We start from the raw sequence: 23,545 nt of genomic DNA on the forward strand, positions 1-23,545 counted from the left end.
GGTTCATAGATGAAGGCCATTATCCTGATAGTATCCAGCTTGTTCTGCTTTGTCACTGCGCCCGCCTGGGCCCAGGTCTACGAGCGCAATACCGCCAGGCCCGTGAATCAGGTGGTGTTTGGCCAGGTTGAAACGGTGCGCAACATCACCCAGCGTCAGATCCTGGAGTCCGAGCGTTCAGGCTGGAAAACCCTGGGCGGCGCCGTGCTGGGTGGTCTGCTTGGCAACCAGTTCGGTGGCGGCCATGGTCGGGAAATCGCCACCGCTGTCGGGGCCCTGGCGGGCGCCGCGGCGGCGCAGCAGTATCAATCCGGCGGCACAGTGGTGGAGAACAAGCTGGTGGAACTGCTCATTCGCAACGAACAGAACGGGCTGATCAACGTCATTCAGGATTACGATCCGGCCATGGTATTCATGAACGGCGATAAGGTGCGCATCCTCTATTTTGACGATGGCGTGCGGGTCGACAAGACCTACTGAGCAGGGCTGTGACATGACGGGAGGTAACAGGAGGGGAACCCGACGTGTGCCCGGGGAGGGGCTGCGGTCGGGCGGTACTACACGACGAGCATCCGGGATGGTGCGATCAGGCCGCTGAGCCTTGAGACACTATCTTGTCACGACCGGTGTTCTTGGCCTGATAGAGCAGGCGATCCGCTTCGCTCAATGCCTCGTCCATGGAGACGCGCCCGACCTGGATCACCCCGAAACTGGCGCGAACGAACAGCGGCGTTTCCCGTGACAGCGGTTGCTGGCGCATCTGCTGGCGCAACCCTTCCAGCCGCTTGAGCAGCACGGGCACGGTGCAGTGAGGCACCATCAGGGCAAACTCCTCGCCGCCAAAGCGGGCGATCATGGCATCGGGGAAGAACTGGGTGAGCAGACGGGTGAGGTGACACAACAGCTGATCGCCGATGGCGTGACCCCAGTGATCGTTGACCTGCTTGAAGTGATCCACATCGAGCACGCACAGTGCAAGCGGCGTCTCCTGGCGCTGGTGTTCCTCGAACCATTTTTGACCCTCGTTGAACCAGTAGCGCCGGTTGTAGAGCCCGGTCAGGTAGTCACGATTGGCCGACTCCTGGATGCTGTTGAACTGTTCCAGCGCCTCCAGATTGTGGCTGACCCGGCACTGCAGCTCTTCCGGCTCGAACGGCTGGTTGAGGAAGTCGTTGGCACCCTGTTTGAGGTAGCGGGCGGAGAGGCCGCGTTTGTCCGACACCGAGATCCCGATGATGGCGAGCTGCTGCTTGCTGTAGCGCTCGCGCAACATGCGTACCAGGCTGATCCCGTCAATTTCTGGCATATAGTAGTCGACCAGCACCAGCCGGATGGCCGGGTTCTGTTCGAGCTGGGCCAGCGCTTCACGGGCATGGCTCGCCTCGTGCACCTGCAGCAGTTGCTTGCGCAGCTGGGCCATGGTGCGGTGGCGGGAGGTACGGGAATCATCGACCACCAGCACTTCGATGCGCTGGTTGAGGTAGAGGCGATGGACCAGGCTGACGGCATACTGCAGGGAGTGACGTGAATCTTTCATCACGTAATCGAGCACCCCGGCCTCAAGCCAAGCTTCCCGTTTCTCCTCGCTGATGTCGGCGGTGAGGATCACCACCGGCAGGCCGCGCTCCAGCAATACCTTGACCGCTTCTCCGCTGGGGGCATCCGGCAAGGTGAGATCCACCAGGGCAACCACATACTCTTCTCCCCGACAGTGTCGGGCCCCTTCCAGGGTTTCGAACGCATCGATTTCCAGCCCGGTTTGCTGGGCAATGGCCTGGATCAGCATGCGACGAATAGTCAGACTATCCTCGACAATCAATATTTTCTGTTTCATCCGGCTCCTTAAAGCAAAAAGGCATGCCTTGCGGCATGCCTTTTATATCCCTTGTGCTTATTGCGCGTCCAGATAACGCTCTGCATCGAGGGCGGCCATACAGCCAGTACCGGCGGAGGTGATGGCTTGACGGTAGGTGTGGTCAGCCACGTCACCGGCGGCAAAAACCCCTTCGATGCTGGTCTGGGTGGCAAAGCCGTCCAGGCCGCCACGCACCTTCAGATAGCCGTTCTGCATCTCCAGCTGGCCGTCGAAGATCTGGGTGTTGGGCTGGTGACCGATGGCGATGAAGACCCCCATCAGTGGCAGGTCGGTGGTGGTGTCGTTCTGGGTGTTGCGCAGACGCACACCGGTCACGCCCATGTCGTCACCCAGAACTTCGTCCAGGGTCTGGTGGGTGTGCAGCACGATATTGCCGCTGGCAACCTTGTCGTGCAGGCGCTTGATCAGGATCTTCTCGGCGCGGAACTCGTCGCGGCGATGGATCAGATGCACCTTCTTGGCGATGTTGGCCAGATAGAGTGCCTCTTCCACGGCGGTGTTGCCGCCGCCGACCACGGCCACTTCCTGGTTGCGATAGAAGAAGCCGTCACAGGTGGCGCAGGCGGAGACGCCGCGGCCCTTGAAGGCCTCTTCGGAAGGCAGGCCCAGGTACTTGGCGGAGGCACCGGTCGCGATGATCAGCGCATCACAGGTGTATTCGCCGTTGTCGCCCTTGAGGCGGAACGGACGCTGGGTCAGCTCCACTTCATTGATGTGATCGAACAGGATGCGGGTATCGAACTTCTCCGCATGCTCTTTCATGCGCTCCATCAGGGCCGGACCGGTCAGACCCTCGGGGTCACCGGGCCAGTTCTCCACTTCGGTGGTGGTAGTCAGCTGACCGCCTTGCTGCATGCCGGTGATGAGCAGCGGATTGAGGTTGGCACGGGCGGCGTAGACTGCCGCGGTGTAACCAGCCGGGCCGGAGCCCAGGATCAGCAGTTTGCTATGAGTGACTTGGCTCATGATGTGATTTCCGAGACGTGATGAGTTTGCGCGATTGTAGGTAATTCGTGATATGGGGTCAAAGGCCAGTGCGTCGATTGCATCAATCGGCCTCAAGGCCCTTCATGAAGGGGAAGCGCTCTCTTGTCACGGGTTGTTTGTCACGGGTTGTCCCTGGCAGTCGTCATGGGCCCGGGCGAGCAATGCCTGGTGGCCCCACGGTCGACAACAAGAGGAGCGGGGCTCATGCGTACTGGATTGCCGGCACAAGTGAACTGGACCCCGATCAGATGGAGACAAGCTCGCCAGGATTGACAGCTTCTGGCGCAATGGGGCCCGCCGTGGGTGGGGCAATTTGGCTTCGATGGGACTCACCAAGAGGCCCGGTTGTCCGCGAGGGTCGCTTCGGCGGTGCTGCTTGGGGGAGGGGCCTGGGCTCTCTTGCCGAAGAAACGCCCTCGTTATGGCACATCGGATGCAAAACACGCTGGGTCGGTGAGGTGCATATCTATAGAAAGGAGGGAAACACGAGGGGGCAGCAGCCGGCTTGGCAGCCTTGGCTGATCGTTGTGGTGACTCTGCCCTGGCGAAAAGCTCGGCGATGCAGGACAAAATAGCAGCAGTGGCAGCGGGATAATCTGCATTGGCAAACTCATTGCCGCTTCCTGCGCCGCTTTGGGCGAAAACGGTATGGTTTCGTGCTGTTAGTTAACGTACACTGGCCAGAACCATGCCTAAGCGGTATTCATGGTTTTTTATTTCTTCAGGTACACCGATAATCATGCTATCCCTCGACTATCGATTGGTGTTTTATGTTGCAGTTATTTTCAGCAACATTTGCGCCTAGCATATTCAGGTATTGACAGGATTTGTGACCATAATTATAAAATGACTGGTGATTCTTACCAAAAAATAGCCAAAGGATGGAATAAATGATGGAAGCTAAGAGTCGGCTAAAGGATTTGGACAGGATTGACCGCAACATTCTGAATGAGCTGCAAAAGGATGGCAGAATTTCGAACGTTGAGTTGTCCAAACGTGTTGGCCTGAGTCCCACACCGTGTCTGGAACGGGTTCGTCGCCTTGAGCGACAAGGGTATATCGAAGGATATGCCGCCATTCTGAACCCTCATTATCTGGATGCGTCTCTGCTGGTATTCGTGGAAATCACCCTCAATCGCGGTGCCCCGGATGTATTTGAACAGTTCAACAAGGCTGTTCAGGTGCTCGAAGAGATCCAGGAGTGCCATCTGGTCTCCGGCGATTTCGACTATCTGCTCAAGACCCGAGTCAGCGACATGTCGGCCTACCGCCGCCTGCTGGGGGAAACCCTGCTGCGTCTGCCCGGCGTCAACGACACCCGCACCTACGTGGTGATGGAAGAGGTCAAACAGAGCAGTCGGCTGGTGATCAGCACCCGTTGAGTTGGGTTATGCTGTGGCTTGCCAGCCTTGCGACAAGTCACGACATTCAGAAACGAGCGGCCGGTCCGCTCGTTTCTTCTTATCGTGCCGGTTGTGAATACGGTCGGCACATCGGGCACTGGCTGACAACCGGTGGGCTTTTCAGGGATACTAGGCCCCCTTATCCCCCTGCATTACATGTTTTCAGAAAGGAGCCGGAGTTTGGCCGATAAAAAGCTGTTTACTCCTTTATCAGGTACACAACGGATCTTCGAAGCCGTCTTGATCGCCATCACCCTGATGGCTGCCTATCTCTTGCTTGCCCTGTTGTCCTACCACCCCGCCGATCCCGGTTGGTCCCAGACCTCCTGGCAAGGGGAGGTGAAGAACCTCGCCGGCAGCGCGGGGGCCTGGCTCGCCGATATCACCATGTTTACCTTCGGGGCTTTCTCCTACCTGGTGCCCCCCCTGGTCGTGCTGCTTGGCTGGAGCCTGTTCTGGCGCCCGAGCCGCCTGCTCGATGTGGACTACCTTACCCTGTCGGTGCGCATCGTCGGTTTCATCCTGACCGTGCTCGGCATGTCCGCCATCGCCAGCATGAACTTCAATGATCTGCAGAATTTCTCCGCCGGCGGTCTGGTGGGGGACGTTATCTCCTCCGCCGTGGTGCCGCTGTTTGGCGGCGTCGGGGCCAACCTGCTGCTGCTCTGCTTCGTGGCCACCGGCATCACCCTGTTTACCGGCTGGTCCTGGCTCACCATCGTCGAGCGGATCGGTGCCGCCTGCACCGGCTCGGTCAGCGCCGTTTATCACTTTCCTGCCACCCTGGGCCGCTGGCTCACCGGTGGCTGGCGCCAGCCCCGTTACGAGGGGCCTGATCCCCTGCTGGAAGGGGGCGTGGGTGCCATCGAGCTGGGTGACGACGAGGAGGATGAGCCACATACCGGCTGGACCCGTCGTCCGAAGGAGAAGGTGGCCGCCAAGGGCCAGAAGGCCAAGTCCGAGGAGTGGCTGCCCGAGCTCGACGAGGATACCTTCCAGTTCGATCCGCAGTTTGACGACGACGATGATGACGCGCCTGCGCCGGTTACCCGCACCAAGCGGACCGCCGCTGCCGGCGTCCGTCGTCAGCCCGCGCTGGTGACGGCCGATGACGAGGACGATGATCTCGACTTGCCCTGGGCCGAAGGGGATGAGGAGGCGCCGGCACCGGCTGCCCCTACTCCTGGCAAGCCCAAGCGCCGTCTGCAACCAGGACTGCCCCCCTTACCGAGCATCGAGCTGCTGGACCGTCCGCCCGCCAAGACCCAGATGATGAGCAAGGACGAGCTGGAGCGTATGGGCCGGCTGGTGGAGGCGAAACTCGCCGACTACAACGTGCAGGCCAAGGTGGTGGGCGTCTATCCGGGCCCCGTCATCACCCGTTTCGAGCTGGATCTGGCACCCGGTATGAAGGCGAGCAAGATCACCAACCTCTCCCGCGACTTGGCCCGTTCTCTGTCGGCCAGCAGCGTGCGGGTGGTGGAGGTGATCCCGGGCAAGACTTATGTGGGGATCGAGCTGCCCAACCGGGTGCGTCAGACCGTCTACCTGCGCGAGACCCTCGACTGCGAGGCGTTCTCGGGCAGCCGCAACCCGCTCACCATGGGCCTGGGTCAGGACATCGCCGGCGAACCCGTGGTGGTGAACCTCGCCAAGATGCCCCACCTGCTGGTGGCTGGTACCACAGGTTCCGGTAAGTCGGTGGGGGTGAACACCATGATCATCTCCATGCTCTACAAGTCGACGCCGGACGATCTGCGCTTCATCATGATTGACCCCAAGATGCTGGAGCTGTCGGTCTACGAAGGGATCCCCCATCTGCTGACCGAGGTGGTGACCGACATGAAGGACGCCGCCAACGCCCTGCGCTGGTGTGTGGGCGAGATGGAGCGTCGCTACAAGCTGATGTCGGCGGTCGGGGTGCGCAACCTCAAGGGCTACAACGACAAGGTGCTGGCGGCCATCGAGGAGGGCGACCCCCTGCTGGATCCGCTGTGGCGTCCGGGCGACTCCATGGATCAGATGCCGCCTGAGCTGGAAAAACTGCCCCATATCGTGGTGGTGGTGGACGAGTTTGCCGACATGATGATGATCGTCGGCAAGAAGGTGGAGGAGCTCATCGCCCGTATCGCCCAGAAGGCGCGGGCGGCCGGTATTCACCTCATTCTCGCGACCCAGCGTCCGTCGGTGGATGTCATTACCGGTCTTATCAAGGCCAACATCCCGACCCGTATCTCGTTCCAGGTGTCGAGCAAGATCGACTCCCGTACCATCATCGACCAGGGCGGCGCCGAATCCCTGCTCGGCATGGGCGACATGCTCTACATGCCTGCCGGTACCTCCAACCCGACCCGGGTGCACGGCGCCTTCGTCGATGACCACGAGGTACACAAGGTGGTGGCGGACTGGAAACTGCGCGGCGAGCCGAACTACATCGAGGAGATCCTCTCCGGTGAGTCGGGCGGCGAGGGCGGCAGCGGTGAATATGGCGGTGGTGACGACGAAGAGCTCGACCCCCTGTTCGACGAGGCGGTGGCCTTCGTGGTGGAGTCGCGCCGCGGTTCCACCTCCAGCGTGCAGCGCAAGTTCAAGATTGGTTACAACCGGGCGGCCCGTCTCATCGAGCAGATGGAAAACCAGGGCATCGTCAGCGCCCCGGGCGGCAATGGTCAGCGCGACGTGCTGGCCCCGCCGCCGGTGCGGGACTAAGGCTCACCCCTCTATCATCCTGGCCATGCCCTCTGCGGGCGTGGCCTTTTATCGAGATAGCCGTTATGAAAAGCGTGATGAAAAAACAACTGTTGGTGGGCACTGTGCTGCTGGTGGCCAGCAGCCAGGCGTGGGCCGATGCGGCCAGCGATCTCAAGCAGAAACTGGCGGGGGTGAGCCTCTTCTCGGCCAAGTTTGCCCAGGTGGTCTATGACAGCAAGGGCAAGGAGCTGCAGCGTGCCGGCGGCACCCTGCTGGTGCAGCGTCCCAACCGTTTCAACTGGCATACCACCACGCCGGACGAGAGCCTGATCGTGGCCGATGGCAAGGATGTCTGGATCTACGATCCCTTCGTCGAGCAGGTGACGGCGCTCAAGCTCAAGGATGCGGTGCTCAACACCCCCTTCGTGCTGATCGCCGGCAACGACGATGCGCTCTGGAAGAACTACGACGTGACCCAGCAGGGGGACGTCTACACAGTCACCAGCCGCAGTCAGGATGAGCTGATCGCCTCCTTTCGCATCACCTTCGACCGCCAGAACAACATCAACCGCTTCGACGTGAAAGAGGCCCAGGGGCAGTGGAGCGAGTTCACCCTGAGCAACTTCAACCGCAAGCCGGCGCTCAAGGGCAACGAATTTGTCTTCAAGACGCCTGCGGGGGTCGCACTGGACGATCAGCGCTGATGCGCAAGCAGGCGCTGGCTTTATTGGCAGGCCGCCCGGCAACGGCGGCCTGCACCCTTCCTGACGGTCAATGCAGATGAGCAATTTATCGCTGGATTTCTCGTCGGACTTTCGTCCGCTGGCGGCCCGGATGCGGCCGCAAACCCTCGAGCAGTACATAGGTCAGCAACATATCCTCGGGCCCGACAAACCGCTGCGCAAGGCGATCCTGGCGGGTCACTGCCACTCCATGATCTTGTGGGGGCCACCCGGCACCGGCAAGACCACGCTGGCAGAACTGGTTGCTCACTACTGCCATGCCGAGGTGGAGCGGCTCTCGGCGGTGACCTCCGGCATCAAGGAGATCCGCGCCGCCATCGACAAGGCCAAGGAGAACAGCTGGCGCGGGGTGCGCACCATCCTCTTCGTGGACGAGGTGCACCGCTTCAACAAGAGCCAGCAGGATGTGTTCCTGCCCCACATCGAAGACGGCACCATCACCTTCATCGGCGCCACCACCGAGAACCCCTCGTTCGAACTCAACAACGCTCTGCTCTCCCGGGCCCGGGTCTATCTGCTCAAACGGCTGGAGGAGCTGGATATCCTCGCCATGATCGATCAGGCGATGCAGGACCCCCGTGGCCTCAATGACCCGAGCCTTGCCTTCGCCCCCGGGGTGAAGGAGGCGCTGGCGAAAGCCGTGGACGGGGATGGGCGCAAGTCCCTCAACTATCTGGAGCTGTTGGCCGACATGGCCGAAATCGACAGTGCCGGGGCGCGGGTGATCGACAGCACATTGCTCGCCGCCGTGGTGGGGGAACACGTGGCCCGTTTCGACAAGGGTGGCGATCACTTCTATGACCTCATCTCGGCGGTGCACAAATCCATTCGCGGCTCGGCGCCGGATGCGGCGCTCTACTGGTATGCCCGCATGGTGAGCGCCGGTTGCGATCCGCTCTATATTGCGCGCCGGCTGCTGGCGATTGCCTCCGAGGATGTGGGCAATGCCGACCCGCGTGCCATGCAGGTCGCCCTGTCGGCTTGGGATTGCTTCCATCGCATCGGACCGGCGGAAGGGGAGCGGGCCATCGCCCAGGCGATCGTCTATCTCGCCTGCGCCCCCAAGAGCAATGCGGTCTACACCGCCTGGAAGGCGGCGCTTCATGATGCCAAGAACCTGCCTGACTTCGAGGTGCCGCCGCACCTGCGCAACGCACCGACCAGGCTGATGAGCGAGCTGGGCTATGGCGCCGAGTATCGCTATGCCCACGACGAGCCGGGCGCCTATGCCGCCGGCGAGCAGTACTTCCCACCTGAGCTGGCTGGCAAGCAGTACTATCAGCCCACCGATCGCGGCCTTGAGAAGCAGATCGGCCAGAAGCTCGACTACCTGCACGAACTGGACAAGCAGAGCCCGCGCCAGCGTGAGAAATAACCGGCCGGGGCAGGGGAGTGGCCGCGCCTCTGCCTGACCAATTCGGGCCGATTGCACGTTAATTGGTCAGCCGATTTGATCCAGGTCGCCATCCCCCGGAAAACAGGGCAAAACGGGCGCAATAGTCCCTGTTCGGGCGGGGGGGCGGTCTGATACACTGCCCCTCTGACCCCGCTTGTCTTGGCCTGGTGCCATCTTCTTGATTTCGAAGGCTTGCTCTTGTTGGCCCGATGCAAAAAGACGACAGGGGTGTGCCAACCGATGTTAACTTCCGGATCTGTTTCCCAGCCCGTCATGATGACTCAGGCCCAGATCCCATTTTAAAAAAGTAGGTAAACCATGCTGGATCCCAAATATCTGCGCAGCGACATCGACGATGCCGCCGCTCGTCTGGCGACACGTGGCTACGCTCTGGACGTAGCGGCTGTCAATGCTCTGGAAGAGAAACGCAAGGATCTGCAGTCCCGTACCCAGGAGCTGCAGGCCGAGCGCAACGCCCGCTCCAAATCCATCGGTGAGGCTGCCCGTCGCGGCGAAGATGTTGCCCCGCTCAAGGCCATCGTTTCCAAGATCAACGAAGAGCTCGAGACCAGCAAGGTCGAGCTGGATGCCCTGCTGGCCGAGCTGAAGACCATCGCCGACGCCATCCCCAACCTGCCGAGCGACACCACGCCGGTCGGTCGTGACGAGAACGACAACGTAGAAGTGCGCCGCTGGGGTACCCCGCGCGAGTTCGACTTCCAGGTGCGTGATCACATCGATTTGGGTGAAGCGGCCAAGGGCGTCGACTTCAAGAACGGCGTCAAACTCTCCGGCTCCCGTTTCGTGGTGATGAAGGGGCAGATTGCCCGCCTGCACCGCGCTCTGGCCCAGTTCATGCTGGACCTGCACACCCTGCAACACGGTTACACCGAGTGCTACGTGCCCTACCTGGTCAACCCGGACAGCCTGTACGGCACCGGTCAGCTGCCCAAGTTCTCTCAGGATCTCTTCAATACCGGCATCGAAGGTGAAGGGGAAGAAGAGGGCAAGGTTCGCAAGTTCTCCCTGATCCCGACCTCCGAAGTACCGCTCACCAACATGGCCCGCGACGAGATCTTCGACGAGCAGGAACTGCCCATCAAGATGACCGCCCACAGCCCCTGCTTCCGCTCCGAAGCGGGCTCCTACGGCCGTGACACCCGCGGTCTCATCCGCATGCACCAGTTCGACAAGGTCGAGATGGTACAGCTGGTGCACCCGGAAAAATCCTGGGACGCGCTGGAAGAGATGGTGGGTCACGCCGAGAAGGTACTGCAACTGCTGGAGCTGCCGTATCGCGTGATGGCACTCTCCACCGGTGACATGGGCTTCTGCGCCGCCAAGACCTACGATCTGGAAGTGTGGCTGCCGGCCCAGAACACCTATCGCGAGATCTCCTCCGTCTCCAACTGCACCGACTTCCAGGCACGCCGCATGCAGGCTCGCGTGCGCATCGATGGCAAGCCGCAGCTGCTGCACACCCTGAACGGCTCCGGCTTGGCGGTGGGTCGCACCCTGGTGGCGGTGCTGGAGAACTACCAGCAGGAAGATGGCCGCATCGCCATCCCGGCTGCGCTGCAATCCTACATGGGCGGCCTGACCCACATCGGGTAAGCGCTCATTGCAGACGACAACGCCATGGCATGCCATGGCGTTGTGCATTCTGGCGCCGGTCAACCGTTTTTATCGTGAATAAATCTGCGTTGCCGGCGTCTCTTTGAACATGTAACACAATTTTATCAAGCATTGCGCAATCGTTTTTGTTAGACTGCGCCGCAATTTCGCAGGACATCTTTTTCTATGGTCTGGATTGATTACGCCATCATCGGCATCGTCGGTTTCTCTGCTCTCATCAGCCTGGTGCGCGGCTTCGTCAAGGAGGCCATGTCTCTCGTCACCTGGTTCGTCGCCTTCTTCATCGCCAGTCATTTCTATCCCGATCTCGCCGTCTATTTCACCTCGTTCAGCGATCCCCTGGTACGCAACGGCCTGGCCATCGCCGCCCTGTTCGTGGCGACCCTGATCCTGGGCAGCGTGGTCAACTACGTGGTGGGCCTGCTGGTGGACAAGACGGGGCTGTCCGGCACCGACCGGGTGCTCGGCATCTGTTTTGGCGCAATTCGCGGGGTACTGATCGTCAGTGCCCTGCTTTTTTTCATGGATACCTTCACCAGCCTCTCCCAGAGCGACTGGTGGGTGGCATCCAAGCTGGTGCCCGAGTTCAAGCCGGTCATCCAGTGGTTCTTCGGGTTCATGCTGAACTCATCGAGTTTTCTTAAACAGGTATAGTGACTTCGAGGTAGCAAAGACATGTGTGGTATTGTCGGTATAGTTGGCACCACCCCCGTCAATCAGGCCCTCTACGACGCCTTGACGGTGTTGCAGCACAGGGGACAGGATGCCGCCGGGATCGTGACCATTGACAGTGGAAACTTCCGGCAACGCAAGGCCAACGGCCTGGTGAAGGACGTGTTTGAAGTGCGTCACATGCAGCGCCTGAAAGGGCATATCGGCATAGGACATGTCAGATATCCCACCGCAGGCAGCTCCAGTGCCGCTGAAGCTCAGCCTTTTTACGTGAACTCTCCCTACGGCATGGTGCTGGCCCACAACGGCAACCTCACCAACGCCAAGGAGCTCAAGGAGCAGCAGTTCAAGGTGGCCCGCCGCCACATCAACACCACCTCGGATTCCGAAGTGCTGCTGAACGTGCTGGCCCACGAGCTGGATCGCTGCGACAAGATGGCCCTGCAACCGGAGGATATCTTCGCTGCGGTGCGCAAGGTGCATCAGCAGATCCGCGGCGCCTATGCGGTGGTCTCCCTGGTGATTGGCCACGGTCTCATCGGGTTCCGTGATCCCAACGGCATTCGCCCGCTGATCCTGGGTCGCCGGGTCGACGAGCAGGGGCAGGTGGAGTACATGCTCGCCTCCGAGAGCGTGGCGCTCGATGCCATCGGTTTCGAGACGGTGCGCGACATCGCCCCGGGCGAGGCCATCTACATCACCGAGCAGGGCCAGCTCTTCTCCGAGCAGTGTGCGGAGAACCCGCAGATGAGCTCCTGCATCTTCGAGTACGTCTACTTCGCTCGCCCTGATTCGTGCATCGACAAGGTGTCGGTCTATGCCGCCCGCCTCAACATGGGTCGCAAGCTGGGTCAGAAGATCGCCCGCGAGTGGGAAGATCTCGACGTGGACGTGGTCATCCCCATCCCCGAGACCTCCTGCGACGTGGCGCTGGAAATCGCCCACACCCTGGATCTGCCGTACCGTCAGGGCTTTGTGAAGAACCGCTACATCGGCCGTACCTTCATCATGCCGGGCCAGACCCAGCGCAAGAAGTCGGTGCGTCGCAAGCTCAACGCCATCAGCTCCGAGTTCAAGGGCAAAAAGGTGTTGCTGGTGGATGACAGCATAGTGCGCGGTACCACCTCCGAGCAGATCATCCAGATGGCCCGTGAAGCGGGGGCGGCCAAGGTCTACTTCGCCTCGGCGGCACCGGAAATTCGCTTCCCCAACGTCTACGGCATCGACATGCCCACCGCCAACGAGCTGATCGCCCATGGCCGGGAAGTGGAAGAAGTGTGCAAGCTCATTGGCGCCGATGGCCTCATCTTCCAGGATCTGGAAGATCTGGAAGCGGCGGTGCGGGAGATCAATCCCGAGCTGCGTCACTTCGAGACCTCGGTGTTCAACGGCCACTACGTCACTTCCGACGTGGATCAGTCCTACCTCGACCACCTCAACGCCATGCGCAGCGATGACAACAAGGCGGTGCGCGAGTGGCAGGAAGGCACCAGCAACCTGGAAATTTTTAACGAAGGCAGTTAAACGTTTTCCACGCTGAGGTGTTGCAACGAGATGGGGGCCAAGGCCCCCATTGTTGTTTCTGCTCGCCGAAAAGGGCCTGCATCTGCTTGAAAAAGCAGCGTTTGTAGCCGCAGCTATGGGCAGTGGCGGCGGGATCCGCTAGCATGGGCCGCCGCCGTATCAACCCGACCAGACGAGAGTTCAGATGGATGACCTGCTAGCCCCCGTGCGCCAGTTTTTGCACTGCGAGACCCCGGATGCGTGGATCGAGATGGCGCGGGATCCCGCCCAGCTGCCGACCCTGCTCATCGATCACGCCAACTGCGAAAACAAGGCTGCGCTCACCGCCCACAGCCTGGTGCGCCGCTACTGCCTGCCCAAGGGAAAGCGCCATCTGCTGCCCAAGCTGGAGTTCTATCGGGAGCTGGACGCCATTCCGGAGAAGGCCGAGATCCTCGGCAAGCGGACCATGGGAGAGACCGAGCGCACCGTGTTCGAGGAGCTCTCTCGCAATCCGCTGCTGTTTCCCATGGTGCGGCTCATTCAGGAGGAGCTGCACCACTTCGAGCAGGTGCTGGAGCTGATGGCCGCCCGCGACATTCCCTACGGCCCGGTGACCGCCTCCCGCTATGCGCGCAACCTGATGCAGCACGTGCGCACCCACGAGCCCGCCACCATAGTCGACAAGCTGATCATCGGCGCCTATATCGAGGCGCGCTCCTGCGAGCGTTTTGCCAAGCTGGCACCCCATCTGGACGAGGAGCTGGGTCGCTTTTACGTCTCCCTGCTGCGCTCAGAGGCGCGCCACTATCAGGATTATCTGGCGCTGGCCGAGCAATATGCGGGGGAGGACATCAGCGAGCGGGTGGCCTTCTTCGGCCAGGTGGAGGCGGAGCTGATCCGCTCGCCGGATCCGCAGTTCAGGTTCCATAGCGGTCTTCCTGTCAGATCTGACAGTTGTTGACGCGAAGGGGGCTGCCTACCATTGCAGCGTTCCTACTACGAGCGACGCATTTACTTTTGAGCGCAATTCCCGGCCCCTGAGCCGGGATTTTTTTGTCTCATTTTCGGGGCGGCGGGAAAGAGCCGGCGGCAGGCCGCCGGGCAGGGCTCAGCGGCGGTATTCGTTGTCGTAGTTCTGGATGAGGCGGCGGGTCACCTCGTGCTGGGGATCGGCGAACACCTTGAGGGTCTTGCCGCGCTCCACCACCCGCCCTTCGTGCATCACCAGCACCTCGTCGCTGATGTGGCTCACCACCCCCAGATCGTTGGCCACCAGCACATAGCTGAGCCCCATGGTCTCCTGCATCTCCAGCAGCAGGTTGATGATCTGGGAGCGCACCGAGATATCCAGGGTAGAGAGCGCCTCGTCGGCCACCACTATCTTGGGGTTGAGGATCAGCGCCCGCGCCAGCGCCACCCGTTGCTGCTGGCCGGCGGAGAGCATCTGCGGGTAGAAGAGGGCGTGATCCGCCAGCATGCCCACCATGCGCAGGGTCTGTATCACCTTCTCGCGGCGCTCCTCCTCGGTCATCTCGGTGTTGAGGCGCAGCGGCGTCTCCAGGATCTGGCCGACCCGGATCTTGCGATTGAGGGAGGAGTTGGGGTCCTGGAAGATCATCCGCAGCAGCTTGCAGCGGGTCTGATAGTCGCCGTGGATCATCGGTTGCCCCTCGATGGCGATCTCGCCACCGCTCGGCTCTATCATGCCCGCCAGAATGCGGGCCAGGGTGCTCTTGCCGGAGCCGGCCTCGCCGACGATGGCCAGGGTCTGGCCCACCTCGAGATCAAAGGAGAGCGGCTTGATGGCTTCCACCGCCCGGCGTCGAAACAGGCCGGTGCGGTTCTGATAGGTCTTGCACAGGCCCCTGACCTGCAGCAGAGAGGGTTCGATCACTGTCCTGACTCCTTGGTGACAGGGCTCGCTGTCACGCACTGATACGAAATTGACGTCACTTCTTGGGCTCTTCCATGTTCAACGGGAAGTGGCAGCTGAACTGGTGCCCCTTGATCTTGCTCATCAGCGGCGTCTGCACGCACTGCTTCTGGGCGTAGGGGCAGCGGGGGCCGAGCCGGCAACCGATGGGCAGGTGCTGCAGCGGCGGAATGACGCCGGGCAGGGTCTCGAGGCGCGACTTGTGGCGCACCAGCTTGTCAAAGTCGGGGATCGACTTGAGCAGCGCATCGGTATAGGGGTGGTGCGGGGTCTCCAGGATCTGCTCCCGGGTGCCCACCTCCACCATCTGGCCGCAATACATCACGTTGATGGTGTCGGTCAGGTTGGCGATGGCGGCTATGTCGTTGCTGATGATGAGGATGGTGGTGTTGCCCAGCTTGTTCATCTTGTCCAGCAGCCGCAGGATCTGGGAATGGGTGGTGGACTCCATGGCGCTGGTGGGCTCGTCCGCCACCAGCAGGCGCGGCTGGTTGGCAATGGCCATGGCGATCATCACCTTCTGGCACATGCCGTCCGACAGCTCGTGAGGGTAGGCCCGCATCACCTTGCGGTGATCCTTGACGCCGACCCGGTGCAGCAAGGCGATGGCCTTCTTCTTGCGCCACTGGAAGCGCTGCCAGAACTGCCCCTCGAAGGAGTCGGTCGGGATCGCCTCTTCCAGCTGGGTGCCGATCTCCTCGGAGGGGTCGAGACAGCTGATGGGGTCCTGGAAGATCATGGCGATCTCGCGGCCCATGATGCGGCGCCGCTCGCGGGGGGCCATGGTCAGCAAGTCCATGTCGTTGAAGCGCATCCGGTCGGCGCGCACCGTCCAGTTGTCCTTCTGGATGCCGACGATCACCTTGGCCACCAGGCTCTTGCCGGAGCCGGATTCCCCCACCAGGCCGCGGATCTCCCCCTCGGCCAGTGTCAGGCTCACCTTGTCCACCGCCTTGACCTTACCCTGCGGGGTGTCGATCTCGATGGTGAGGTTGCGTATGTCGAGCAGCGGCATCAGTCATTCCCCTCTTTGAGCGCTTCGCGAATGCCTTCACCAACCAGGTTGGTCACCAGCACGCTGAACAGGATGGCCATGCCCGGCAGGGTCACGGTCCAGGGGGCGAGATAGATGAGATCGCTGGAGTCCGCCAGCATGGCGCCCCATTCCGGTTGCGGTGACTGGGCGCCGAGGCCGAGAAAGCCCACTGCCGAGATGTCGAGGATGGCCGCCGACAGGGTGCGGGTGGTCTGGGCCACCAGGGTCTCGACGATGTTGGGCAAAATGGCGAGGCGCATGATCCGCAAGGGGGGTGAGCCGTCGAGCCGGCTGGCGATGATGTACTCCTTCTGCATCTCGGTGTGGACCGCGTTGTAGGTGGCCCGGATGAAGGGCGGGATCAGCGCCAGGGTGATGGCGATCAGGGTGTTGAACAGACCCGGCCCCAGAATGGCCACCATGATGATGGCCAGCAGCAGGGAGGGGATGGAGAGCAGGGTATCGAGCAGGTGGTGCAGCACGCTCGACTTGAGCCCCTTGCTCATGCCGCCGAGGATGCCGATGGCGGTGCCCACCACCATGGCGATCACCACCACCAGCAGGGCGTTGCCAAAGGTGAGCCTGGCGCCCACCACCAGCCGGGAGAGGATGTCGCGGCCCAGATCGTCGGTGCCGAGGAAGTAGTCGATGTTGCCACTGTTGGCCCAGGAGGGGGCCAGCAGCAGGCGGGAGCTGTGCTGCTCGTCGATGCCGTAGGGCACCACCAGCGGGCCGAGCAGGGTGATCAGCAGCAGGATCACGAAGCACCAGAGCCCTGCCATCGCCAGCGGATTGCGGCGATAGGAGGCCCAGGTCTGCTCCAGCGGCGAGAGGATCTTGAGCTCGGGGTAGAGGCTAGTCTTGTCTTGCATAGGATTCCTGGCTCCGGGTCATGCCATGAGCACGTTCAGTCTTGTTTTGCATAGAGTTCTTTGCGCCGCGCCGGGTAGATGATGGTGGTGAGCAGCTCAGTGCTGACGCTGATGAAGATGACGAAGCTGGCCACCACCAGGGTGGCGCCGCGGATGGCGGCGTAGTCCTGCAGGGCGATGCTGTTGATGAGCCAGCGGCCGATGCCGTGCCACTCGAACACCACCTCGGTGATCATGGCGGAGGTGAGCACGCTGCCCAGCTGCAGGCCCAGCAGCGGCAGCACCGGCGGCAGGGCGTTCTTGAGACCGTGGCGCCAGACGATCTGGCGGCGGGAGAGGCCGCGGCTGGCCGCCGCCTTGATGTAGTTCTGCTTCATCACGTCGATAAGGGAGCTGCGCACATGGCGGATCACCTCGGTGGTGGGCACCACCGCCAGCACCAGCGAGGGCAGGATCAGGTGGCGCAGGGCGTCGTGCAGGGCGGCCTGGCGCCAGGGCTCGTGGCTCATCAGCACGTCGATGAGGGCGATGCCGGTGATGGAGGGCACGTCATAGAGCAGGCTGATCTGGCCGGAGGCGGGCAGCCAGCCCAGCTCCAGCGAGAAGAACATCACCACCAGCAGTGCCAGCCAGAACACCGGCACCGCGTAGCCGATGAGGCCGGCGGTCATGATGGTGAGATCGAGCGGCTTGCCCTGGGAGAGGGCCGCCAGGGTGCCGAGCGGGATGCCCACCAGCAGCGAGATGGCGAAGGCCGCCCCGCAGAGGATCAGGGTGGCGGGGAAGTAGTGACGGATCTCGTCCAGCACCGGCAGGCCGGAGACGCTGGAGAGCCCCAGATCCCCGTCCAGAATGCGGCGCAGGAAGTCGGGGTAGCCGCTCCAGAAGCTGGCCTGCTGGCCGATGAGGCGCACGTCCAGCAGGTAGGCGACGAAGGTCAGCGCCAGCAGGGTGATGAGCAGCAGATTGATGCGACGCAGGATATAGAGAAACATGCTTACTCCCGATAGGCCTGGTTGAAGACGGTGCCGCCAAAGGGCATCAGGGAGAGCCCCTCGATGTCGCTGCGGCTGACCTGGGTACGCAGGGCATGGGCCAGCGGAATGAGCGGCATCTGCTCGTTGAGCAGGGTCTGGGCGTAATAGTAGTTGCGCAGCCGGAACGCCAGCTGGGGCGTGGTCACCGCGTCGTCCAGCAGCTGATCAAACGCCGGGCTGCACCAGCGGCTGTAGTTGTTGCCGCGCTCGACGGCGGCGCAGCTCAGCAGCTGGCGAAAGAAGTTGTCCGGGTCGGCGTTGTCGGCAATCCAGCCGCTGAGCAGACTGTCGTACTGACCCTGGGCGAGGCGGGCCTCGATGACCGGCCACTCCTGCTGCACGATCTTGAGCTTGATGCCGATCTTGGCCAGATCGCTTCGCATCAGCTGGGCGGTCTTGAGGGCATCCGGGTTGTAGGCGCGCGAGCCCGGCTGCACCAGTACCTGCATCTCGAAGCCTTGCGCCAGTCCCGCCTCCTTGAGCAGTTGGCGCGCCCGCTTGAGATCCGGCTGGCGCATCGGCAGGGAGGGGTTGTAACCCCAGGATAGCGGCGGCAGCAGGCTGTTGGCGGGCTGACCCGTCTCGAAATAGACCGCCTGCAGCAGGTTGTCGATGTTGATGGCGCTGGCGATGGCCTGGCGCACTTGCACCTTGTTGAACGGTGCCTTGCGGGTGTTGAGGGCGAGGAAGGCGACGTTCATGCCGGACTGTACCGCCAGGCTGAGGTCGGGATCCTTGTCGATCACCGACAGCTGGCTGGCGGAGGGGGTGCTCATCACGTCGCACTCGCCGGTCAGCAGCTTGGCCAGCCGCTTGGAGGATTTGGGAGTGATGTCGTAGATGAGCTGCTCAATCTTGGCCTCGCCGCCCCAGTAACCGGGGTGGCGCAGGTAGCGCACGTATTCGTTGTGGCGATACTCCTTGAAGCTGAATGGCCCTGTGCCCACCGGGCGGCTGTCGATGAGCCCCGGGGTGCCGGCCTTTTGCAACTGCTCGGCATACTCGGCGGAGAGCACGATGGCGTAGTCGCTGGCCAGGGTGGCGAGGAAGGAGGCATCCGGCCGGTTGAGCTCGAACACGACTTTATCGGCCCCCTTCCGGTAGACCCGCTTGATCAGCTGATCCAGCCCCAGACTGTAGAAGTAGGGGTACTCGCCGCCGGACACCTCGTGATAGGGGTGCAGCTTGTTGAGCAGCCGCTGCCAGGTGAACACCACGTCGTCGGCGTTGAGGGGGCGGGAGGGGTTGAACCAGGGCGTGTGGTGAAAGGTCACCCCCTGGCGCAGGGTCAGGGTATAGGAGAGGCCATCCTCGCTCACCTGCCAGCGGGTGGCGAGCCCGCCTTCGAGCGCCAGGGTGTTGGGGTTCACCTCCAGCAGGCGGTCATAGAGCGGGCGCGAGCTGGCATCCAGGGTCACCCCCGAGTTGGAGACCTGGGGATTGAAGGTCTGGGGCGAGCCTTCCGCACAATAGATGAGTCCCGTTCTGGACGCGTCATCCTGTTTGTGACAACCGGTGAGCAGCACCAGCACACCAAGCAGCAGGGGTTTGAGCATTCTCATTGTCGAACCATGTTTTTATACGAAGTTGCCGGCGATGGGGCCGGCAAGGGGGGGAAGCCGCTCTGGCACGGGCTGCCCGGGTTATTAATCCGCATCGTTGTCACTGTCCAGCAGCTGGTATTTGCGCAGCATGCCGCGGAACTGGTGATAGCTCAGGGCCAGCAGTTGGGCGGCTTTGCGCTGATTATACTGGGATTGCTGCAACGCTTGCTTGAGTAAATTAATCTCGTAGCCCGCCACCGCCTGTTTGAGGTCCAGCGGCAGGGTGGCAGTTGCCGCAACGGGCGCCGGTTGCGCCTCGCTCGGCAGCGCCGCGGTGGTGTCGGTGCGAGCCAAGGGTCGCCAGGGGGAATCGAACGGGTTGAGCACCAGCTCGGCCAGCGGCAACTGGGGATTGCCCTGGCGGTAGATGCTGCGCTCCACCACGTTTTTCAGCTCCCGCACATTGCCGGGCCAGGGGTAGTCCAGCAGCAGCTGGGTCGCCTTGCGCGAGAACCCGGCAAACAGCGGATAGCCGAGCTCCCGGGTCATGCCGTGGGCGAAGTGCTCCGCCAGCATCAGAATATCGTCGCGCCGCTCCCGCAGGGGGGGCAGGGTGATGACGTCGAAGGCGAGCCGGTCCAGCAGGTCGTGGCGAAATTGCCCCTTGTCGGCCAGCGCCGGCAGATCCTCGTTGGTGGCGCACACCAGCCGCACATCCACCTTGAGCGCCTTGGCGCCGCCCACCCGCTCGAACTCCCCGTACTCGATGACCCGCAGCAGTTTCTCCTGCACCCGGGCGCTGGTGGTGGCCAGCTCGTCAAGGAAGAGCGTGCCGCCATCGGCCCGCTCGAAGCGACCCTGATGACGCTTGGCGGCGCCGGTGAAGGAGCCCGCCTCGTGGCCGAACAGCTCGGTCTCCAGCAGGCTCTCGCTCAGGGTGGCGCAGTTGACGGTCACAAAGCTTTGATCCCAGCGCGCCGAGAGATAATGTAGGCGGTGGGCGATCAGCTCCTTGCCGGTACCCCGTTCGCCAATGATCAGCACGGGCTTGCGCAGCGGCGCCAGGCGGGAGGCCTGCTCAATGATCTCGAGAAATGCGTTGGATTCCCCCAACAGGCTTTCCGTGGCCGTGGTCATAGTCATCCCCGTGAGTCGGTGAAAGCTGGTCAATTTTACCAAAAGTTGGTGATTCTAATCATTACTTGTGTGGTGCCTCTTGAAATACGATCGAGCAGCCCCATATAAATCAACAAGTTAAATTCTGTTCCAGATTGGCACACAAGTTGCCATTGTCAATGGAGAAACAACGTATGCCAACCACAGGAGTACAATCATGAGTATTTTTTCCCGCCTGGCCGACATCATCAATTCCAACCTGACGGCCCTGCTCGACAAGGCAGAAGATCCCCAGAAGATGGTGCGCCTGATCATCCAGGAGATGGAAGACGAATTGGTGAAGGAGCGATCCAACCTGGCCCGCTTCCTCGCCAACCAGAAAGAGATCGGCCGCCAGGTCGCCCGCCATCAGGAGCGGGTCGCCGAGTGGCAGGGCAAGGCCGAGCTGGCCCTGAGCAAGGAGCGGGAAGACCTGGCCCGCGCTGCGCTTATCGAGAAGAAGAAGCAGGCCGAGCTGGCCGACTCCCTCTTGCGTGAGCAGCAGGCGGTGGACAGCGGCATCGAGAAGCTGGGGGAGGAGATCCGTCAGCTGGAAGCCAAGCTGGAAGATGCCCGTGCCCGCCAGAAGGCGATGGCCATTCGCACCGAAGCGGCCAGCAGCCGTCTCAACGTACAGAGCCAGGTTGCCCGTGGCGACAGCCAGGCGGTGGTGAGCAAGTTCGAGCGCATGGAGCGCCGCATCGACGAGATGGAGGCCCGCGCCGAGCTGGGGCAGTCCGACAAGGCGCTGGCCCAGCAGTTTGCCGAGCTGGAAGCCGACGATCAGATAAGCAAAGAGCTGGAAGCCATGCGCCAGAAGCTGGGCCAGAGCGACACCACGCCGAAACAGGGAGAGTAACAGATGGAAGATCTGCTGGGTGTGTTGATGGTTCCCATGGTGGTCTTCATGGTAGTGGTGGCCCCCATCTGGCTGGTGCTGCACTACCGCGCCAAGGGGCGCATTGGCGCCGGTCTTGCCGATGGCGAGCGTGAACAGCTGCAGGGCTTGCTGGTGCGTGCCGAGAAGATGCAGGAGCGGGTCGGCGCCCTGGAGTCGATTCTGGATGCCGAGGTTCCTGGTTGGAGAAACAAGGTATGACACAGTGGAGCAAAGAGGGGCGCAACCTCTATCGTGACCCCCAGCGCGGCAAGATAGCCGGGGTCTGTGCCGGTCTGGCAGAGTACTTCGGGGTGGAGACCTGGATCGTGCGGTTGCTGGCCATCAGCGGCCTCATCTTCGCCGGTTTCATCACCTTCACCGCCTACGTCGCCGCCTGGTTTCTGCTCGACAAGAAGCCGGTCACCCTTTACGCCCAGGAGGATGCCGACTTTGCCGAGGTGCGGATGAAGGCGCGCAGCTGGCAGGCAGGCGTCACACCTCATCAGGCCCTTGCCCGCATCGGCCAGGAGCTGGATGCGCTGGAGCCCAGGGTGCAGCGCATCGAGAAGCTGGTGACCTCCAAGGAGTTCACCCTGCAGCGGGAGTTTCGCAACTTGTAAGGCCTGAGCGGTACGATGGCCCCGCCGGCCTGGACTTGCCTCTGATGGCAGGGGAGGCGGGCGGGGATCATGACGAGGGTGGTGCTGCCTGCCACCCGCTTCGCCGGGCAGCTACGGGAGAACAGAACAAGCCTTGATACTCAATAAACTGGAACAGCAATTCAATCGCCTGCAGCACAAGGCAAGCGACGTGGTGAACCGGGTACGGGATCGCCACATCCGGCTGGCGGTGACCGGCCTCTCTCGCAGCGGCAAGACCGCCTTCATCACGGCGCTGGTCAACCAGCTGGAACACGCGGCCATCGATGGCCGGCTGCCCCTGTGGGATGCCCTGCGCCAGGGGCGCATCCTCGGCGCTCGCCGGGTACCCCAGCAAAATGCCCACATTCCCACCTTCCCCTACGAGCGTGGCCTCGACTCTCTGTTTGGCGATCCGCCGGCCTGGCCCGAGCCGACCCGCGGGGTGGCCGAGGTGCGCCTGGAAATCCGCTATCGCACCCGTCACCCCCTGCGCAAGCACCTGGGGGAGATCTCCACCCTCTACGTGGATCTGGTGGACTACCCCGGGGAGTGGCTGCTCGACCTGCCGCTGCTTGAGATGAGCTACGAGCAGTGGAGCGAGCAGGTGCGCGAGCAGCTGCGCCGCCCCGAGCTGCAGACCCTGGCCGCCGGCTGGCTGGCACCCGCATGGCAGGCGGAGCAGGGCTTCGAGGAGCGGCCGGTGGCCCAGCTCGTCGAGCGCTACACCGATTATCTGCACGCCTGCAAGCGTGAGCTGGGGCTGCACCTGATCCAGCCCGGTCGCTTCGTGCTGCCGGGGGAGTATGCCGGTGCCCCCATGCTGCAGTTTGTGCCCTGGGTGTGGGAGATGCCTGCCGGCGAGCCCGTTGATGGCACCCTCTACGCCACCCTCAAGCAGCGCTTCGAGCAGTACAAGCAGCATCTGGTGCAGGGTTTTTATGAGCAGCACTTCGCCGGTTTTGATCGCCAGATCGTGCTGGTGGATTGCCTGCAGCCCCTCAATGCCGGGGCGGCCAGCTTTGGCGACATGCAGCAGGCCATCGCCCGCATCATGGAGAGCTTTGCCTACGGCAAGAGCAACTGGTGGCGGCGGCTCTTCTCACCGCGCATAGACAAGCTGCTGTTCGTGGCGAGCAAGGCCGATCACGTCACCCCGGAGCAGCATGGCCCCATGGTCTCCCTGCTGCAGCACCTGGTGCGCAGCGGCCGCGGCCAGGCCCGTTTTGAGGGGATTGCCACCGAGTGTCTGGCGCTCGCCGCCATCAAGGCGACCGAGGTGGGCAAGGGGATGGCCGATGGCCGCGAGTTCCCCGCCATCCGTGGCACCAGCCTCTCGGGTGAGCCGCTCTTGCTGTTTCCGGGTGAGGTGCCATCCCATATCCCGCTTGCGCAGTGGTGGAACAATCAGGGCTTTGATTTTCAGGCCTTTCGCCCGCTGCCCATGAGCACCCATCAGGCGCTGCCCCATATCCGGCTCGATGCGGCGCTGGAGTTTCTGCTCGGGGATCACCTCGAATAAGGGTGTGCGGCCGGGGTTG

Annotated in this window: 21 protein-coding genes; 13 read left to right on the plus strand and 8 right to left on the minus strand. The window is 62.3% G+C overall.

The genetic code is table 11. From position 1 onward, the window contains the following. Positions 1–9: 9 nt before the first annotated feature. Complete coding sequence (locus AB5Y95_RS07910; RefSeq protein WP_017765515.1) at positions 10–480, plus strand: glycine zipper 2TM domain-containing protein; 471 nt, start codon at positions 10–12, stop codon at positions 478–480. A gap of 106 nt (positions 481–586) precedes the next feature. On the opposite strand, the gene AB5Y95_RS07915 is transcribed toward AB5Y95_RS07910, so the two are convergent. Together AB5Y95_RS07915 and trxB are read right to left on the minus strand one after the other, a co-directional pair. Next, positions 587–1,834, minus strand: a complete 1,248-nt coding sequence (locus AB5Y95_RS07915) for a diguanylate cyclase (RefSeq protein WP_017779995.1) — start codon at positions 1,832–1,834, stop codon at positions 587–589. 57 nt (positions 1,835–1,891) lie between these two features. After that, the gene (trxB, locus tag AB5Y95_RS07920) at positions 1,892–2,842 is read right to left on the minus strand and encodes a thioredoxin-disulfide reductase (RefSeq protein ID WP_010634213.1); all 951 of its coding nucleotides are present in this window, start codon (positions 2,840–2,842) and stop codon (positions 1,892–1,894) included. A gap of 911 nt (positions 2,843–3,753) precedes the next feature. Between trxB and lrp the strand changes: the two genes are divergently transcribed. The 8 genes from lrp (at position 3,754) to AB5Y95_RS07960 (ending at position 13,870) form a co-directional block, all read left to right on the plus strand. Next, a complete protein-coding gene (lrp, locus tag AB5Y95_RS07925; protein WP_005300047.1) occupies positions 3,754–4,245 on the plus strand; it encodes a leucine-responsive transcriptional regulator Lrp in 492 nt (163 codons plus the stop codon). A 201-nt stretch (positions 4,246–4,446) separates the two neighbouring features. Continuing rightward, positions 4,447–6,975, plus strand: a complete 2,529-nt coding sequence (locus AB5Y95_RS07930) for a DNA translocase FtsK (RefSeq protein ID WP_139724163.1) — start codon at positions 4,447–4,449, stop codon at positions 6,973–6,975. A 77-nt stretch (positions 6,976–7,052) separates the two neighbouring features. Beyond that, positions 7,053–7,661, plus strand: a complete 609-nt coding sequence (gene lolA, locus AB5Y95_RS07935; protein ID WP_042007800.1) for an outer membrane lipoprotein chaperone LolA — start codon at positions 7,053–7,055, stop codon at positions 7,659–7,661. A 70-nt stretch (positions 7,662–7,731) separates the two neighbouring features. Beyond that, on the plus strand, positions 7,732–9,075 hold the full coding sequence (locus tag AB5Y95_RS07940) for a replication-associated recombination protein A (protein WP_054545047.1): 1,344 nt from the start codon (positions 7,732–7,734) through the stop codon (positions 9,073–9,075). 339 nt (positions 9,076–9,414) lie between these two features. Continuing rightward, positions 9,415–10,710, plus strand: a complete 1,296-nt coding sequence (gene serS / locus AB5Y95_RS07945; protein ID WP_206865320.1) for a serine--tRNA ligase — start codon at positions 9,415–9,417, stop codon at positions 10,708–10,710. A 186-nt stretch (positions 10,711–10,896) separates the two neighbouring features. After that, the gene (locus AB5Y95_RS07950) at positions 10,897–11,385 is read left to right on the plus strand and encodes a CvpA family protein (protein ID WP_005300057.1); all 489 of its coding nucleotides are present in this window, start codon (positions 10,897–10,899) and stop codon (positions 11,383–11,385) included. Between the two features lie 21 nt (positions 11,386–11,406). Next, positions 11,407–12,927 (plus strand): amidophosphoribosyltransferase, encoded by a 1,521-nt coding sequence (gene purF / locus AB5Y95_RS07955; protein WP_005300060.1) that lies wholly within the window; start codon positions 11,407–11,409, stop codon positions 12,925–12,927. 184 nt (positions 12,928–13,111) lie between these two features. After that, complete coding sequence (locus tag AB5Y95_RS07960) at positions 13,112–13,870, plus strand: tRNA-(ms[2]io[6]A)-hydroxylase (RefSeq protein WP_368160392.1); 759 nt, start codon at positions 13,112–13,114, stop codon at positions 13,868–13,870. A gap of 147 nt (positions 13,871–14,017) precedes the next feature. Here the strand turns inward: AB5Y95_RS07960 and AB5Y95_RS07965 are convergent, their stop codons facing one another. From AB5Y95_RS07965 to pspF, 6 genes are all read right to left on the minus strand, one after another. Then, the gene (locus AB5Y95_RS07965; RefSeq protein WP_017779988.1) at positions 14,018–14,803 is read right to left on the minus strand and encodes an ATP-binding cassette domain-containing protein; all 786 of its coding nucleotides are present in this window, start codon (positions 14,801–14,803) and stop codon (positions 14,018–14,020) included. Positions 14,804–14,858: 55 nt separating this feature from the next. Continuing rightward, complete coding sequence (locus AB5Y95_RS07970; protein ID WP_005300065.1) at positions 14,859–15,857, minus strand: oligopeptide/dipeptide ABC transporter ATP-binding protein; 999 nt, start codon at positions 15,855–15,857, stop codon at positions 14,859–14,861. Beyond that, entirely contained in the window at positions 15,857–16,750 is an 894-nt protein-coding gene (locus AB5Y95_RS07975) for an ABC transporter permease subunit (RefSeq protein ID WP_005300069.1), read from the minus strand. Before AB5Y95_RS07975 ends, AB5Y95_RS07970 begins: the two co-directional genes overlap by 1 nt. A 35-nt stretch (positions 16,751–16,785) precedes the next feature. After that, positions 16,786–17,745, minus strand: a complete 960-nt coding sequence (locus AB5Y95_RS07980) for an ABC transporter permease subunit (protein ID WP_005300071.1) — start codon at positions 17,743–17,745, stop codon at positions 16,786–16,788. Positions 17,746–17,747: 2 nt separating this feature from the next. Continuing rightward, positions 17,748–19,343 (minus strand): ABC transporter substrate-binding protein SapA, encoded by a 1,596-nt coding sequence (sapA, locus tag AB5Y95_RS07985; protein WP_017782738.1) that lies wholly within the window; start codon positions 19,341–19,343, stop codon positions 17,748–17,750. Between the two features lie 90 nt (positions 19,344–19,433). After that, complete coding sequence (gene pspF, locus AB5Y95_RS07990) at positions 19,434–20,468, minus strand: phage shock protein operon transcriptional activator (RefSeq protein WP_017782737.1); 1,035 nt, start codon at positions 20,466–20,468, stop codon at positions 19,434–19,436. A 196-nt stretch (positions 20,469–20,664) separates the two neighbouring features. On the opposite strand from pspF, the gene pspA reads away from it, so the two are divergent. The 4 genes from pspA (at position 20,665) to AB5Y95_RS08010 (ending at position 23,526) form a co-directional block, all read left to right on the plus strand. Further along, positions 20,665–21,345, plus strand: coding sequence for a phage shock protein PspA (gene pspA / locus AB5Y95_RS07995; RefSeq protein WP_368160396.1), 681 nt, complete (start codon positions 20,665–20,667; stop codon positions 21,343–21,345). 3 nt (positions 21,346–21,348) lie between these two features. Then, a complete protein-coding gene (pspB, locus tag AB5Y95_RS08000; RefSeq protein WP_005300084.1) occupies positions 21,349–21,585 on the plus strand; it encodes an envelope stress response membrane protein PspB in 237 nt (78 codons plus the stop codon). Beyond that, positions 21,582–21,986 carry an envelope stress response membrane protein PspC gene (gene pspC, locus AB5Y95_RS08005; RefSeq protein WP_005300085.1) on the plus strand — a complete coding sequence of 135 codons (405 nt, stop codon included), beginning with the start codon at positions 21,582–21,584 and terminating at the stop codon, positions 21,984–21,986. Before pspB ends, pspC begins: the two co-directional genes overlap by 4 nt. A 133-nt stretch (positions 21,987–22,119) precedes the next feature. Further along, positions 22,120–23,526, plus strand: coding sequence for a YcjX family protein (locus AB5Y95_RS08010; protein ID WP_368160398.1), 1,407 nt, complete (start codon positions 22,120–22,122; stop codon positions 23,524–23,526). Positions 23,527–23,545: the final 19 nt, after the last annotated feature.

Origin of the sequence: Aeromonas sp. R5-3 (assembly GCF_040908225.1) — a bacterium.
Classification (GTDB): domain Bacteria; phylum Pseudomonadota; class Gammaproteobacteria; order Enterobacterales; family Aeromonadaceae; genus Aeromonas; species Aeromonas dhakensis.